Raw genomic sequence first — 14,253 nt, 5'->3', positions numbered from 1 at the left:
TCAGACCTCTCCTTCCGCCCGGCGTTCCCTCTTGAGGCGGCGATCGAAGTACATGTAGACGAAGACGCCGACGACGGGGACGGTGATTCCCAGGAGCGCGCTCGTCGGATCGTCGAAGAAGGTGTTGACGACGAGGCCCAGGAAGATCAGCGAGGTGACGAAGACGGTGAAGGGATAGCCGAAGACCTTGTAGGGCCTGGCGATGTGGGGATGTTTCCTGCGGAGAATGAAAACGGCGAGAATCGTCATGAGGTTGAAGACCATGCCGATGAAGACGACGAGGGAGGTCAGCTGGTCCAGGTTCCTCGAAAGGACGAGGAGAATGGACAGGAGGCCCTGGACGAGGAGGGCCGCCGTGGGGACCTTGTGCTTCGGATGGAGCCGGGCGAAGCTCTTGAAGAAGTGCCCCTCCTGGGCCAGGGCGTAGTACATGCGGGGCTGGGCGATGATGAGCCCGTTCAGGGCGCCGAACATGGAGACGGCCATGCCGATCGTGACGAGGACGGCGCCGAAATTGCCGAAGATCTTTTTGGCGACGGCCGTGCCGAGGTAGAGATTGTCCTCGGAGAGCATGGAGCGGATCTCCTCGAAGGGCAGGACGCGGTAGATGGCGTAGTTGAAGGCCACGTAGAGGAGCGTGACGAATCCGATGCCCAGAAAGACGGCGCGGGGCAGGCTCTTGCGGGGATCTTTCATCTCCTCGGCGACGCTGTTGATGTTGGACCAGCCCTCGTAGGCCCAGAGGGAGGCCACGACGCCGAAGGCCACCATGGAAAGGATTTTGACGGTGCCCACCGGTCCGCCGACGACGGGGGCGAGGCTCAGCTCCGGCGAGACCTTCCCCGCGATGAGGGCGGCGAACATGATGAGGAAGATGGGAATCAGCTTGGCGATCATGAAGGTGTCCTGGAGCAGGGTTCCCACGCGGATGCCGAAGAGATTGTAGACGGTGAGGGCGACGATCAGGGCGATGGCGATGGCCTTGATGGTCCCCTCGCCGAGGGAGAAAAAGGACTGGAGCGCGCTGGGCAGGGCGATGGCGATGGCCGCCACCGACCCCGGTCCGCCGATGGCCCAGTCGCTGAAGCCTCGGATGAAGCCCACGACGGGATGGAAAGCCTCGGAGAGGTAGACCGTCGAACCGCCCGATCGCGGCATGGCCGCTCCCAGTTCGGCGAAGCAGAGTCCGCCCATGAGAGAGATGATGCCGCCGACGAGCCAGCAGGCCAGGGAAAGGCCTAGGCTCATGCCGGTCCGCTGGAGGACGATGGCCCCCAGGTAGAAGATGCCCGATCCGATCATGATGCCGCCGATGATGCTGACTCCGCCGAAGACGCCGATTTCCCGCTTGAAGTCCGTCGCTTCCGAAGTGATTTCCTTGAGACGGTGATCCTTGTTCATGGAATTTCCCTCCTTGAGAGGTCGAAAGGGTTTAGTGGGTCCCTCATCGGGGCCGCGTGGGAGGAGGAATCTCGCGGAAGTCCGCCTGAAAAAGTCCTGAAAAACGTAGTCTGGGGAAAACTCCGGTAAAACCCCCTCTCATCTGTAGGAGTTAAAAACTTTGAACATGTTTGATTTGTCGATAAAGAAAACAAGGCCTTGCGCTTGGAGATTGGGTTTGCCTCTGCGCCGATCTGATGCGTCGGGTGACATCAGTATAGCAATTCACCGTGAAAAAACCATTCAGAAGGCTTTTGGTCGCTTTTTTCGCACGTTTTACCGGCTCGAGGGCTCTGTCTCTCTTTTTGTTAGAAAAACCTTCCGGTAAAAAGGGAGTCCCGCCCTTTCCCCAGTTCGGCCCAGCCGTCGCGTTCCCCCGAGAGTTCCCCCCTTTCCGATGACGGGACACAGGAACGCTTTCGCTCCCCTCGGGTCGGGCGCGGCCGAAGGGGTCGACGCACCCGGGAAAGGCCCGGGCTTGCGCGAGGTCGGATCTTTCCCGGCGGGAGACGGCCACGCACCCGGGAAAGGCCATGCCTTCGGGCGTTTTGGCCTTTCCCGGGTGCTTCTTATCGTGATTCCTGCGATATCCGTGACGGGGCGACGGAGCCCCGTCGGTTCCTCCTAGGTCGGGCTTGAGGTTTCCCTGAGGACGATCCCCTCCGATTCGAGCTCAGCCAGAACCGGTTCGTAGATCTCGGGAAGGACGGGGCGGAGGACGCCGCGGGCCGCGATCTTTCCCTCGACGAGGAGACGGGCGGCGATGGCCGGAGGGAGGCCCGTCGTCCGGGCGATCGACGTGTCGCCGTCGGGGAGGCCGAAGTCGACGAGGGTGGAGAGGTAGCGGATCGGATCGGAACGGCCGGGGAAGGTGGCCAGGAATTCATCCTGGAGGATGACGAGATCCCTCTCTCCTTGTTCGTAGACGAGCTTTTCGGCGAAGAGGCAGGCGACGACGTCGCGGGCGCTTCCCCTTTCGAAGGGAATGGGGCGGTCGTCGAGAAGTCCGAGCCAGTCGAAACGATGGAGGACCGTCGCGTAGGGGGCCAGATTCAGGCGGCGGCAGAGGGCCTCTCGGACCGCCTCGTCCGGCCTCGCCCCGGCCCGGAGGGCCGTGAAGCGCCGGAAGGTCTCCCCTTTCAGGTCGAGAGGGCTCTCGTCGAAAAGGCCCAGGACGTTCATGGCGCAGATCGTCTCCGACCAGCCGGGGTAGCGGATCGTCCCCCGGTAGAGGGTCCGCGCTTCCGGGATGGAGTAGGTCTCGACGTAGGGCAGGGAGTCGGCGTTGGCGTAGACTTCGTACCAGCCCATGCCCTCGATCTTTTCGATGTGGGCCTTTTCGTAGGTCTTTCCGTCGGGCCAGAGGATTTCACGCCCGTCGAGAAGGACCCGGGCCGTCCGCCTGCTGGCGCCGATGAGGCTCGCCGGAGCCCAGGAGAGCTTGTATCCCCAGGGGTTGGTGTTGGCCTCTGCCGAGGGAAGGGCGCCGCAGAGGGAACGGAAGGAGAGGACCTGGCCGCCTCGGCCGTGGATCTCCCGAATGGTCCTGGCCGCCGACATGTGGTCGATGCCCGGATCGAGACCGAGCTCGACGAGGAAGAGGAATCCGGCCCTTTCCGCCTCGCCGGAAAGGGCCTCCGTCTCCCCGTCCAGGTAGGCGGGGTGGACGAGATGGACCCCGGCCCTGAGGCACTGGCGGGCCACGGAAGCCATGAAGCGGGGAGGCAGGAGGCAGACGACGACGTCGGGCCCGACTCCGTCGATGAGAGCTTCCGCCTCTGTCCCGGCGTCGGCGACGACGGTCCGGCTCAGGGCGTGTCCTTCCGTCACCCGGGCCAGGTTGGCCTCGGAAAGGTCGGCGACGGTCACCTCGATGCCGTTGGCGAGCAGGTACTGCACGCAGGGGCGGGCCACGAGTCCGGCCCCGAAAACGAGCGCTTTTTTCACGAGCGATGCCTCCTTGAGAGAATAGGGCTCCGTCGACTCAGCGGCCCAGTGCCGCCTGAACCCAGTCGACGAGCGTGATGAAATCGAAGACGGGAAGGCCCGTCGCCTCTCTGACGGCCTCGGCGAAGGGGGGAAGATCGGTGCATTCCAGGACGAAGGCGCCGATGGACCGATCCTTCCCTTTGGCCTCGCAGGCCCGGTCCACGACCTCGCGGGCGACGACGTCGAGGTCGATCTCCTCGTCGGGAGCGACGAAGATCTTGTTCCACTCCGGGGCCTCCTCCATCCCGATGATCTCCAGGGGAAGGGAGGGGGCGATGGCCACGGCCCGAAGGTGTTCCTCTTTCAGCGCCCTCTTTTTCGCCGTGATGACGGCGACGGTCCTGCCCCCGATGAGGGCCGAGACGAGAGGAACCTGAAGGAGACTGGAGGTGAAGACGGGAACGTCGAGGCTCCGGGCCAGTTCGCGCTGGAAGAGGGCGTTGAAGCCGCAGCTCGTCGTGACGGCCCGGATTCCCTCTTCGGCGACGAGACGACGGGATTCGTCGATCATCCGCTCCAGGATCTTCCTGTCGGGGTTTTCCAGGACGGTCTCGACGTTGGCCCCCTCGATGCGGGAAAAGCGCACCGGGTAGGCGTAGGAAGCGGCGTTGGTGCTGTTGCCTCGGAGAGATTCGAGCTGGACCAGGCCCCGGGGGACCTGTCCTTCCTCCCAGCAGAGAATGGCGACGGACGGCCGAGCGGTCATGGGCGATACTCCTCCTTGCCTGTTCCTTATCCGTGCGATCGGGGCGGACGGAGAGCCCGTCCGCCCCGATCCTCTAGGCGCCCATCATCCCGATGACGATGAAGAGAGCCCCTGACAGAAGGGCCGCCAGGAGGGCGTAGGGCAGCTGCGTCGCCACGTGATCCATGTGGTCCGACCCGGCCCCGAAAGAGGAGAGACAGGTCGTGTCCGAGACGGGCGAACAGTGGTCGCCGAAGAGTCCGCCGCCGGTGACGGCGCCGATGGTGGCCAGGACGAGGGGGTTGACGACGCCGCCCGAGAGGCTCATGGCCACGGGGAGGACGAAGGGCGTCAGGATGGCGTAGGTCCCCCAGGAGGTTCCGGTGAAGAAGGAGATGAGCGCTCCCGTGACGAAGGTGATGAAGGGGAGCATCCCCGACGTCATCCATCCCTCGGTGAGAGAGATGATGAACTGCTGGGCGCCCAGCGACTTCGAAACGGTGTTGATGCAGTAGGCCAAAGCCAGAATGAGAATGGCCGGCATGACGGCCTTGATGCCGTTGACGGCCACGTCCATGCCGTCCTTGACGCTTCGGAAGTAGCCGCCGAGGGCCATGACGACGGCCTGGTACATGACGGCGATGAAGAAGGCCTCGAGGATCTTGGTGCTGCCCATGACGAGGAAGGTGCCCAGGGCGACGGCGATGACGATGAGAACGGGGGTTAAAAGATAGACGACGAGATGGGGCTTCTTGCCCGGAAGGGGTTTGATGAGATCCATCTCCTCGCCCGTGAGGGGCGTGGCGCCGTCGCGGATGACTTTGCCCTCCCTGAGAGCCCGCTCCTCGGCCTTTTTCATGGGACCGAAGTTGGGGACGATGCCGAAGGCGATGAGTCCCGCCAGGATGACGGCGAACCAGCCGTAGAAGTTGTAGGGGATGGACTGGATGAAGACCTTCATCCCCTCGTCGGCGCCGCCGATGGGGCCGTAGCCTTTGAGGAGACCGGCGATGTAGACGGCCCATCCCGTCAGGGGGACGAGGGTGCAGACGGGGGCGCTGCCCGAGTCGAGGAGGTAGGCCAGCATCTCGCGCGAGACCTTGTGCTTGTCCGTCAGAGGCCGGGCGATGGGGCCGCTGAAAAGAGGGCTGAAGTAGTCGCTGAAGAAGATGAAGATGCCCAGGAGCCAGCCGAAGGCCGAGGCGGCCCGGCGGGTCCTGACGCGCGTTCCGGCCTTCTCCGCGAAGGCGGCGATGACGCCGGCCCGGAGGTAGAAGGCCACCATGATGCCCACGGCGATCTCGATCATCATGACCCAGATGAAGTCCCCGTTGCCCAGGGCGTTCTGAAAGAGCTTGGAAAGACCCGTGGCGGGATCGAATCCGGCGATGACGACGCCGACGATGCAGCCGATGAGGAGGGAGAAGACGGCGTCCTTCGTCCTGAAGGCCAGAAAGAGGGCCAGAACGACGGGAACGAGAGAGAGGGCTCCTTTTGCCGCGATATCACCCATGATTGTTTCGCTCCTTTCTCGATGTCGGGGGTCCTCGGAGGCGTTCCTTTACGTCTTCAACTCTCGTCGCCTCCGTCGGGCAGAAAGAGGTCGCCCATAACGGTCAGGCGGACCCGGTCGTGGGAGAAAAAGATTTTCGTCGGTTGTCGGTTTATCACCTCCATGCGAAGACGGCTCTCTTCCGGGCCTCCCAGGAAGGGACCGCCTCCCGATTCGAAAAGAAGTTCATGACTGCCGTCGCCCAGAAGATCCGCCGCCTCGAGACGGCCCGAGGCGAAAAGGGCCAGGGCGACGGCTACGGTTCCCGTCCCGCAGGCCGGTTCGATGTGCCCCTCGGGGATGTTGTGGGGAAAGAGGAGGCGGAAGCGTCCCCGCCTTTCGGAACGGTCGTCGAAAAGGGCGAAGTCGAGGCTCTTCTTACCCGAGGGGGAGCGGAGGAAGGCCCTCTGCATCGCCACCAGCGTCTCTTTCACCTCCGAAGAGAGGGTTTCGACGGCCTCGGGGCAGTGACGCCCCTCCAGGTCCCGACCGTCGACGACGAGAAACTTGCCGATCCTCCGGGCCCTGAATCCCTCCAGAAAGAGCTCTTCCAGTCCGTCGCGGAAAAGCTCGCCCAGAAAGGCCGTCATGTCCGTCCAGGTTCTCGGTCCCTCGGAGGTCTCGTCGATGAAGAGGGGAACTTGCCCCCCGTCGGTGTCGAGGACGACCGACGCGGGACGTGTCACTCGCGTCAGATTCAGCTTGCGGCAGGCCTCTTCGTCGGTGAGGACGCGGCCCAGAACCTGCGTGAGGCCGCCGCAGGCCGTGATCCAGGCCCGAGACGATCGGCCGACGATCTTGACGGCGATCGTCTCGGGGAAGGGACGGAGCAGTCCCGCCTCGTGGCAGGCCAGGCCATCGTCGAAAAGGGCCCGGGTGACGGAGGCCGGGCGGTCGTGCCGGGGGAAGGTCTCGTCGCGAAAGAGAGCGATCGTGTTTCCGCCCATGTGCCCTTTGACGAAGGGAATCTTCATGGCTCGACGCGACCGTCCCATTCGGTGACGTCGAAGGAGACGGAAATGCCCCGACGGGAGAGCTCCTCGACGAGAGGCCCGAAGGGAATGTCCATCGGTGAGAGGAGCCCCCTGCCCTCGATGCGGCCGTCGAGAAGCATCGAGGCGGCGATGGAGACGGGGAAACCGACGGTCCTCTGCATGGCCGTGAAGCCCGTCGTCAGGTCCCGTCTGTCGACGATCTGGCCGACGACGCGGCAGGGCTTCCCGTCCCGGTAGCCTCGGACGTCGGTTCGGACCAGGGCCACGTCGCGCTGCCCCTCGCCGTAGAAGAACTGGTCCTGAGAGCCGAGGAGAGCGGCGCAGAAGGCGTTGGGGGCGACGGTGACGTCGCCGCAGCCGACGGGTTTCTCGGAGAGAAAGCCCGAACGGGCCATGACGGACCAGAAGGCGCCGTGGCCGGGCCAGCGGCAGATATAGCGGCCCATGTCCTTCACCTGATCGGCGATGGCGAAACGGCGGGCGTAGGCGGCGGCATCGCCGTTGGGGAAGCATTCAAGAGGACCTTCCATTTCGGGCAGATCGAGAATGTGGCTGTGACGGGGCGAGAACATCTCGTCGGCGGCGACGTCGATGACCGATCCTCCCCTCAGATACCGGGCGGGCCGGAGATAGGAGCGCATGACGCCGATGACGGACCAGGTGAAGCGATATTGAAGCGGGTTATCGGACGCTTCCTTCTCGGGGAAACCCGCTCCGTAGGAATGAAAGGCGACGACGGAGTCAAGCCTTTTAAGGGCCTCCCGCCCCAGGGCGAGATCGAGGCCCGGATCCATGCCGAACTCCTCGACGAGGGCGATCCCCCTGGCCCGGGCCTCCCTGTCGATGGCCTCCACCTCGCCACGCTGGCGCTCTCTTTCGGCAGGATCGGTCTCGCCGGGATTGGCCAGGTACATGGCGCTGACGAGAGAGACTCCCGTCTCGGCGGCCAGACGCGCCGTGGGGAGGGCGAAGGGGCCGGGAAGGAGCTCGACGACGACGTCGGCCTCTCTCATGAGCGCGGCCAGAGCGTTCCTGTCGGAGGCGTCGAGGCGGACTGGCCGGACCTTGGCCGATCCTGTCGCCTCAGGAGCCCTCATGACCTCCTCCGACCCGTCGGCGACGATGATCGTCGAGACGGATCGGTTCTGAACCAGATCGGCCAGAGCGGCCTTTCCCTGCATGCCGTAGCCCAACTGCAACACCGTCTTGCCCGTCATGGAAGTCACCTCGTTATGTCGGTATCAATGAGTCCTTTTATGAATTCATTATATCGGAGCCCAAAAAGAGCCGCCGAAAGGCGGAGGAGTGATGTGTTCATCCTTGTGTCCTTAAGGAACTTGATGTAATTTTCTTACCATGTTTTGCTATCTCTGTCAATGGCTCGTCCGAGGTTGAAAAGCCATTTCAGTGTCTCAAGGCGCCTCCGAGTTATAATGATCATGCGGGGTCTTTTGTCCGCCCTGAGGGAGAGCTCCGGGCGAAGGGCTCCGATCGACAGGCAAAAACAAAGGCAGGCGGACACAAGAGAAGAAGGAGGGGCTTTGATGGGAGACAAGGACCGGGCCTTCCGCAACTTTCTGAGCGACAAAGCCCTCTTTTTCCAGTTTCTGAGGCGCTTTCTCCGCTTCGGGACGCTGGAGGGAGTGGGCCTGGAGGACATCGAACTGGAGAACGTCTCCTTCATCTCCCAGGAACTCGTCGCGCGGGAATCGGACGTCCTCTACCGGATCCGCCGCGGAGGGAAGGAGACCTACATCTACATCCTCGTCGAGCACCAATCGAGCGTGGACCACCTCATGCCCTTCCGCCTGCTGGCCTACATGGTGCGCATCTGGGAGCGCTGCGTGGAAGAGGCGGGGTCGAAATCGAGGAGGAAGAGCTACCTGCTGCCGCCCGTCATCCCCGTGGTCTTCTACGACGGAATGCAGAAATGGACGGTGGCGTCGACCTTCGTCGAGAAGGTCGAAAACGGGGATGCCTTCGCGGGATTCGTGCCCAACTTCAGCTACCACCTCATGGTCCTGGGCAAGCGGACGTCGGAGGAGCTCCTGGCCTTCCGGGACGCGCTGGGAGGGTTGCTCTACCTGGCCAACCCGTCGAAGGAAGAGGACCTGTCCATGACGGTGCGTCGTCTGCTGGAGTACCGCAAGCTCCTTCCGCCGGAGGAGCGTGAGATCCTGTCGCGCCACTTCGCGGGCTACCTGACGATCCTGGCGAAGCGTGAGGGAGTGGACCTGAGCGGAATGGCCGAAGAAATCGCGAGCGAAGAGGAGGCGGAGAAGATGGTGACCTACGTGCAGCGCGAGATCAGGAAGATCAGGAAGGAAGGCCGCCTGGAAGGCCGCGAGGAGGGTCGTATGGAAGGCCGTCAGGAGGGCCGTATGGAAGGCCGCCAGGAGGGCCGTCAGGAGGGCCGTCAGGAAGGCCGTCAGGAAGGCCGTCAGGAAGGCCGTATGGAAGGTCGTCAGGAAGGCCGTCGCGAGGCGATGCTTGAGAGCGCCCGGAAGATGCTCTCCCGCGGCTTCGACGCCGCCCAGGTGGCCGACGTCCTCGACCTTCCCCTGGAGCAGGTGCGCGCCCTGGCGGAATCGGAGGGGGAAAAGGACTGACCCCGGAGTCCCTCCTGAAGATCGAGGCCGTTCCCGAAAGGGGCTGCTGCGAGGTCTGGCCGGTTTCGTCGGGGCACGTCTTTTCGTCTGTCCGGGAGCTACCCGGGAGCTTGCGACGGGGAAATCGTCGCAACGGCAGAACGCCTTTGCCCCTGCCGGGAGCGCGGCCCGATGGGGCGAGGGGCTTTTCTCGCTCCCGGCCTTCGTCGTCGAAGCGGCGGCTTTCAGGGCGCGAACCGGGAGGGCCGGTAGTCCCGTCCCGCCTGCGGCCGGGATGGCCGCAATCCCAGGAAGGTCAAACCCTTCCGCCGGGACCGAGGTTGAGACAAGCGAGCGCCGCGCGCGGTACAGGTACAGAAGGAGGGGCTTTGATGGGAGACAAGGACCGGGCCTTCCGCAACTTTCTGAGCGACAAAGCCCTCTTTTTCCAGTTTCTGAGGCGCTTTCTCCGCTTCGGGACGCTGGAGGGAGTGGGCCTGGAGGACATCGAACTGGAGAACGTCTCCTTCATCTCCCAGGAACTCGTCGCGCGGGAATCGGACGTCCTCTACCGGATCCGCCGCGGAGGGAAGGAGACCTACATCTACATCCTCGTCGAGCACCAATCGAGCGTGGACCACCTCATGCCCTTCCGCCTGCTGGCCTACATGGTGCGCATCTGGGAGCGCTGCGTGGAAGAGGCGGGGTCGAAATCGAGGAGGAAGAGCTACCTGCTGCCGCCCGTCATCCCCGTGGTCTTCTACGACGGAATGCAGAAATGGACGGTGGCGTCGACCTTCGTCGAGAAGGTCGAAAACGGGGATGCCTTCGCGGGATTCGTGCCCAACTTCAGCTACCACCTCATGGTCCTGGGCAAGCGGACGTCGGAGGAGCTCCTGGCCTTCCGGGACGCGCTGGGAGGGTTGCTCTACCTGGCCAACCCGTCGAAGGAAGAGGACCTGTCCATGACGGTGCGTCGTCTGCTGGAGTACCGCAAGCTCCTTCCGCCGGAGGAGCGTGAGATCCTGTCGCGCCACTTCGCGGGCTACCTGACGATCCTGGCGAAGCGTGAGGGAGTGGACCTGAGCGGAATGGCCGAAGAAATCGCGAGCGAAGAGGAGGCGGAGAAGATGGTGACCTACGTGCAGCGCGAGATCAGGAAAATCAGGAAGGAAGGCCGCCTGGAAGGCCGCGAGGAGGGTCGTATGGAAGGCCGCCAGGAAGGTCGTCAGGAAGGCCGCAACGAGGCGATGCTTGAGAGCGCCCGGAAGATGCTCTCCCGCGGCTTCGACGCCGCCCAGGTGGCCGACGTCCTCGACCTTCCCCTGGAGCAGGTGCGTGCCCTGGCGGAATCGGAGGGGGAAAAGGACTGACCCCGGAGTCCCTCCTGAAGATCGAGGCCGTTCCCGAAAGGGGCTGCTGCGAGGTCTGGCCGGTTTCGTCGGGGCACGTCTTTTCGTCTGTCCGGGAGCTACCCGGGAGCTTGCGACGGGGAAGTCGTCGCAACGGCAGAACGCCTTTGCCCCTTCCGGGAGCGCGGCCCGATGGGGCGAGGTTGTTCTCGCTCCCGGCCTTCGTCGTCGAAGCGGCGGCTTTCAGGGCACGAACCGGGAGGGCCGGTAGTCCCGTCCCGCTCCTGCTGGCGTCCCTGCCCGCTCCGTCCCGCAAGGGGCGAACGGTTCCCGCAAGCCGCCGTTGCCGAAGAGGGAGTTCAAGTCGGGAACCTCGGCGGGACGGTGACCCCGTCCCGCCTGCGGCCGGGATGGCCGCAATCCCAGGAAGGTCAAACCCCTCCTCGAGGGGTTTTGCCAAGGTTGGTCTGCCGGTGGCGCGGCCGTCTCGGCGAAAAAAGGAGAGGCGGTTCGGGAGCGCTCCCGGGTCGCCTCTCCTTTTCGTATCTTCCTCTGCCTGATCGCTTCCTATCGCCCCAGAACCTGGTACGTGTGGTCGATGTGGTCCGTCATGGCCCGAGCGGCTCCTTCGGCGTCGCCGGAGGCGATGGCCTCGATGATGGTGGCATGCTGAAGGGGTGTCTTCTGGGGAGGAATCTCGTTTTCCCTCTGTCGGTAGAAGCTGTCGAAGTAGAAGATGTAGATGTTGGCGCGCCAGAAGATGTTGCGGATCCACTTTTCCAGGTAGGCGTTGTGGCTGGCCCGGGCGATGGCGAAGTGGAAGTCCTCGTTGATGCGGGCGAAGCGTTCCTTCTGCCTTCTGCGGACGGCCTCGTTGTCCTCGGCGACGATGCGTTCCAGCAACGCGATGTCCTCTTTCGTCGCCAGCCTTGCGGCGCGCGCGGCGGCCTGGCCCTCGACGGCCTTCCGGGCGGAAAAGACTTCCTCGGCGTCCTCCGGCGTCGGCAGGGGGATGTAGCAGCCCTTTTTCGCCATGCGGTTGAGGAATCCCTCGGTGACGAGACGGCTCAGGGCGCGGCTCACGGGGGTGCGGCTCATGTCGAGGCGGGGAGCCAGGTCCAGTTCGAGGAGAAAGTCACCCGGTCGGTAGTGGCCGGAGAGGATCAGCTCGATGATGGAGCGGTAGGCCCGCTCTTCGGCGTTGAGGGACAGGTCGTTCAACTCCTTGCGTAGAATGGATGCATCCCTGATGGATGCATCCATTCTACGCCTTTTGCCGAGGTTGTCCATTGTCCGGGCCTCCTCGTCGGGAAAGCCTGAAAAAAAGCGGGTGTAGAATGGGGAAGTCCCGCCTTTTGCCTGCCCTGGCAGCGCTGCCCGAGAAAAGGTTGATCTCGGAACGCAACCCCGTGACGGCAAGGTTTTGTGAATGGATCTCGCGTACCTTGCAGACAGGCTTCTCTTTTCGCGGCAGCCCGGTAAGGGTTCCAGGTTCTGCCGCCGGCACGGGATTCTGAAAAAACGTTTTTGAACCGTCCTGCCGCCCTAGACAGGGGAAAGGAGTCCTGACGATGGAAGAGAATCGGTGCAACGGCGCCAAGCCCTTCGTCGAAAGGCCCGAGAGGGCTCTGAGCGGCGAGGAGCGCCTTCTTATCGAGCGCCTCATCGCCTCCATGACCTTCCCGGACGATCCCGTCGACGAGGTGATTCTGGGTCCCAAACAGATCGTCGTCAGATCGGGCGATCGGGCCGCTCTGGCGACGACGCTGGGAAGTTCGTCCCAGAAGGGGCTCTCTCGGGTGGAATCGGTGAAGGGAAGGTCTCTCGGGGATGTGGCCTCTCTGCTCTACGACGATCTGCTTTTGAATCGAAGCCTGGCCTCTGCCGCTCTCAATGCCGCCTTGGCCCCTCCCGTCGGAGACGAGAGCCCGAACGCGCTGGATCTGATCGTCGATCGAGGCCGGGGGCGGGATGTGGCCGTCGTGGGCGATTTCCCCTTTACGGATCGGCTTCGTCAGGAGGCACGCCGTCTTTATCTGTTGGAGCTGAAGGACGTGCCCGATCGCCTCGATCCGGCAAAGTGGGATGAAGCCCTGGCGTCGTGCGATGTGGCGGCGATCACCGGCACGGCCCTGCTCACCCGTTCCCTGGCCCATTATCTGAGAATGTCGTCCCAGGCGTACCGCATCCTTCTGGGGGCGACGGTTCCCCTCTCTCCTGTCCTTCTGGATCTTTACGGCGTCGATGTCCTCGCCGGGAGTGTCGTCGTCGATATCGAGGCAACCTGTCGCGGCGTCGAGTCCGGACTGAGCATTGCCCGGCTCCATCGTTCCCGTTGCCTTCGTTTCTGCAACATGACGAAGGGGCAGAAGGCGTAAAAGAAACCGGAGGGAGACGAAAAGGCGGCCCCGCCGAGGTCCCTCGGGCTGTCTTCCGGGAGGGGCTCTTTGGTCGGGGTGAGGCGGGCACGACACACCCGAGAGGGGAGGGACCGCCGGGGGCGATCTCTCCCCTCTCGGGTGTCGGTGTGAGGCTTTTACGTGGAGAGAAAGAGCGTTTTCTCCATGACGGCGATGATCTCCCTGGCCGCCAGAGTCGGAGCGAGTTCTCCCGAGGAGACCTTCCGTTCCAGAAGCTCCGTGGCCTCGGCGAGGGCGCCGTTTCGGGCGATGCGGTTGCGGAGGTGTTCTTCCGTCATGGATCGGACCCAGGCCAGCGTCTGCTGGCTGCGTCTTTTTTCGAGAAGGCCCGATGCGGCGACGACGCGGCGGAATTCCGACGCCGTCTGCCAGATCTGGGCGATCCCCTCGCCGGTGAGGGCCGAGCAGACCTGGGCCCGCGTCGACCATCCCGGCGTGGCGGGCCGGATGTAGTGGAGAATCTGGTCGTAGTCGGCCCGCGTGGCCAGAGCCCTCTGCCTGTTGGCTCCGTCGGCCTTGTTGACCCAGATCGAGTCGGCCAGCTCGAGGATTCCCTTCTTGATGCCCTGAAGATCGTCGCCGGCGCCGGTGAGGACGAGGAGAAGGAAGTGGTCCACCATGGAGCGGACCGTCGTCTCTCCCTGGCCGACGCCGACGGTCTCGACGAGGATGACGTCGTAGCCGGCGGCCTCGCAGAGAAGGAGCGTCTCCCGGCTCTTGCGGGTGACGCCGCCCAGAGTTCCCCCGGAAGGGGAGGGGCGGATGAAGGCCTCGGGGCGGCGCGAGAGTTGCTCCATCCGGGTCTTGTCGCCCAGGATGCTTCCCCGCGAGAGGCTGCTGCTGGGATCGACGGCCAGGACGGCCACCTTCTTCCCCTCGTCGCAGAGGTGGCAGCCCAGGGCTTCGATGGTGGTGCTCTTGCCCACGCCGGGAACGCCCGTGATGCCGATCCGCAGGGACCGTCCCGCGTGGGGGAGGATCTTCTGGACGATCTCCTGCCCCTGGTCGAAATGCTTCGGGGCGTTGCTCTCGATGAGGGTGATGGCCCGGGAAAGGATCATGCGCTCTCCGGCGAGGATTCCCGCGACGTAGTCGTCGACGGTCAGTCTCTTGGGTCCCGAGGCGAGGGGACGTCGTCTCGTCTCCTCGCCGTCGACGCCGGCCATGACGCGACAGGCGAACTCGCTACCGGCGCCTTCAGGCGTCCACTCGGGCCTGGTGGCGCCCGTCAT

11 protein-coding genes are annotated in these 14,253 nt (G+C 64.1%); 3 read left to right on the top strand and 8 right to left on the bottom strand.

Annotated features, from left to right (window positions below):
- From KAR29_RS11035 to KAR29_RS11010, 6 genes are all read right to left on the bottom strand, one after another.
- The gene (locus tag KAR29_RS11035) at window positions 1-1,401 is read right to left on the bottom strand and encodes an APC family permease (RefSeq protein ID WP_274373044.1); all 1,401 of its coding nucleotides are present in this window, start codon (window positions 1,399-1,401) and stop codon (window positions 1-3) included.
- A 663-nt stretch (window positions 1,402-2,064) separates the two neighbouring features.
- Window positions 2,065-3,387 carry a saccharopine dehydrogenase C-terminal domain-containing protein gene (locus KAR29_RS11030; RefSeq protein WP_274373043.1) on the bottom strand — a complete coding sequence of 441 codons (1,323 nt, stop codon included), beginning with the start codon at window positions 3,385-3,387 and terminating at the stop codon, window positions 2,065-2,067.
- Window positions 3,388-3,424: 37 nt separating this feature from the next.
- The gene (locus KAR29_RS11025; RefSeq protein ID WP_274373042.1) at window positions 3,425-4,135 is read right to left on the bottom strand and encodes an aspartate/glutamate racemase family protein; all 711 of its coding nucleotides are present in this window, start codon (window positions 4,133-4,135) and stop codon (window positions 3,425-3,427) included.
- 73 nt (window positions 4,136-4,208) lie between these two features.
- The gene (locus tag KAR29_RS11020) at window positions 4,209-5,627 is read right to left on the bottom strand and encodes a Na+/H+ antiporter NhaC family protein (protein WP_274373041.1); all 1,419 of its coding nucleotides are present in this window, start codon (window positions 5,625-5,627) and stop codon (window positions 4,209-4,211) included.
- Between the two features lie 56 nt (window positions 5,628-5,683).
- A complete protein-coding gene (locus tag KAR29_RS11015; protein WP_274373040.1) occupies window positions 5,684-6,661 on the bottom strand; it encodes a hypothetical protein in 978 nt (325 codons plus the stop codon).
- Window positions 6,637-7,878 carry a saccharopine dehydrogenase family protein gene (locus tag KAR29_RS11010; protein ID WP_274373039.1) on the bottom strand — a complete coding sequence of 414 codons (1,242 nt, stop codon included), beginning with the start codon at window positions 7,876-7,878 and terminating at the stop codon, window positions 6,637-6,639. Before KAR29_RS11010 ends, KAR29_RS11015 begins: the two co-directional genes overlap by 25 nt.
- A gap of 327 nt (window positions 7,879-8,205) precedes the next feature.
- Between KAR29_RS11010 and KAR29_RS11005 the strand changes: the two genes are divergently transcribed.
- Window positions 8,206-9,270, top strand: a complete 1,065-nt coding sequence (locus KAR29_RS11005) for an Rpn family recombination-promoting nuclease/putative transposase (RefSeq protein WP_274373038.1) — start codon at window positions 8,206-8,208, stop codon at window positions 9,268-9,270.
- Between the two features lie 371 nt (window positions 9,271-9,641).
- Window positions 9,642-10,622: an Rpn family recombination-promoting nuclease/putative transposase gene (locus KAR29_RS11000; protein WP_274373037.1), complete on the top strand. Its 981-nt coding sequence runs from the start codon at window positions 9,642-9,644 to the stop codon at window positions 10,620-10,622.
- A gap of 546 nt (window positions 10,623-11,168) precedes the next feature.
- On the opposite strand, the gene KAR29_RS10995 is transcribed toward KAR29_RS11000, so the two are convergent.
- A complete protein-coding gene (locus tag KAR29_RS10995; protein ID WP_274373036.1) occupies window positions 11,169-11,822 on the bottom strand; it encodes a GntR family transcriptional regulator in 654 nt (217 codons plus the stop codon).
- A gap of 350 nt (window positions 11,823-12,172) precedes the next feature.
- On the opposite strand from KAR29_RS10995, the gene KAR29_RS10990 reads away from it, so the two are divergent.
- Window positions 12,173-12,979, top strand: a complete 807-nt coding sequence (locus KAR29_RS10990) for a Rossmann-like domain-containing protein (protein WP_274373035.1) — start codon at window positions 12,173-12,175, stop codon at window positions 12,977-12,979.
- Between the two features lie 158 nt (window positions 12,980-13,137).
- Here the strand turns inward: KAR29_RS10990 and meaB are convergent, their stop codons facing one another.
- Window positions 13,138-14,253: a methylmalonyl Co-A mutase-associated GTPase MeaB gene (gene meaB / locus KAR29_RS10985; RefSeq protein ID WP_274373034.1), complete on the bottom strand. Its 1,116-nt coding sequence runs from the start codon at window positions 14,251-14,253 to the stop codon at window positions 13,138-13,140.

Source organism: Aminithiophilus ramosus, from assembly GCF_018069705.1.
GTDB classification, from domain to species: Bacteria; Synergistota; Synergistia; order Synergistales; family Aminithiophilaceae; genus Aminithiophilus; species Aminithiophilus ramosus.
Note: the sequence above shows the minus strand (reverse complement) of the source record. Positions and strands in the feature narration are given on the sequence as shown.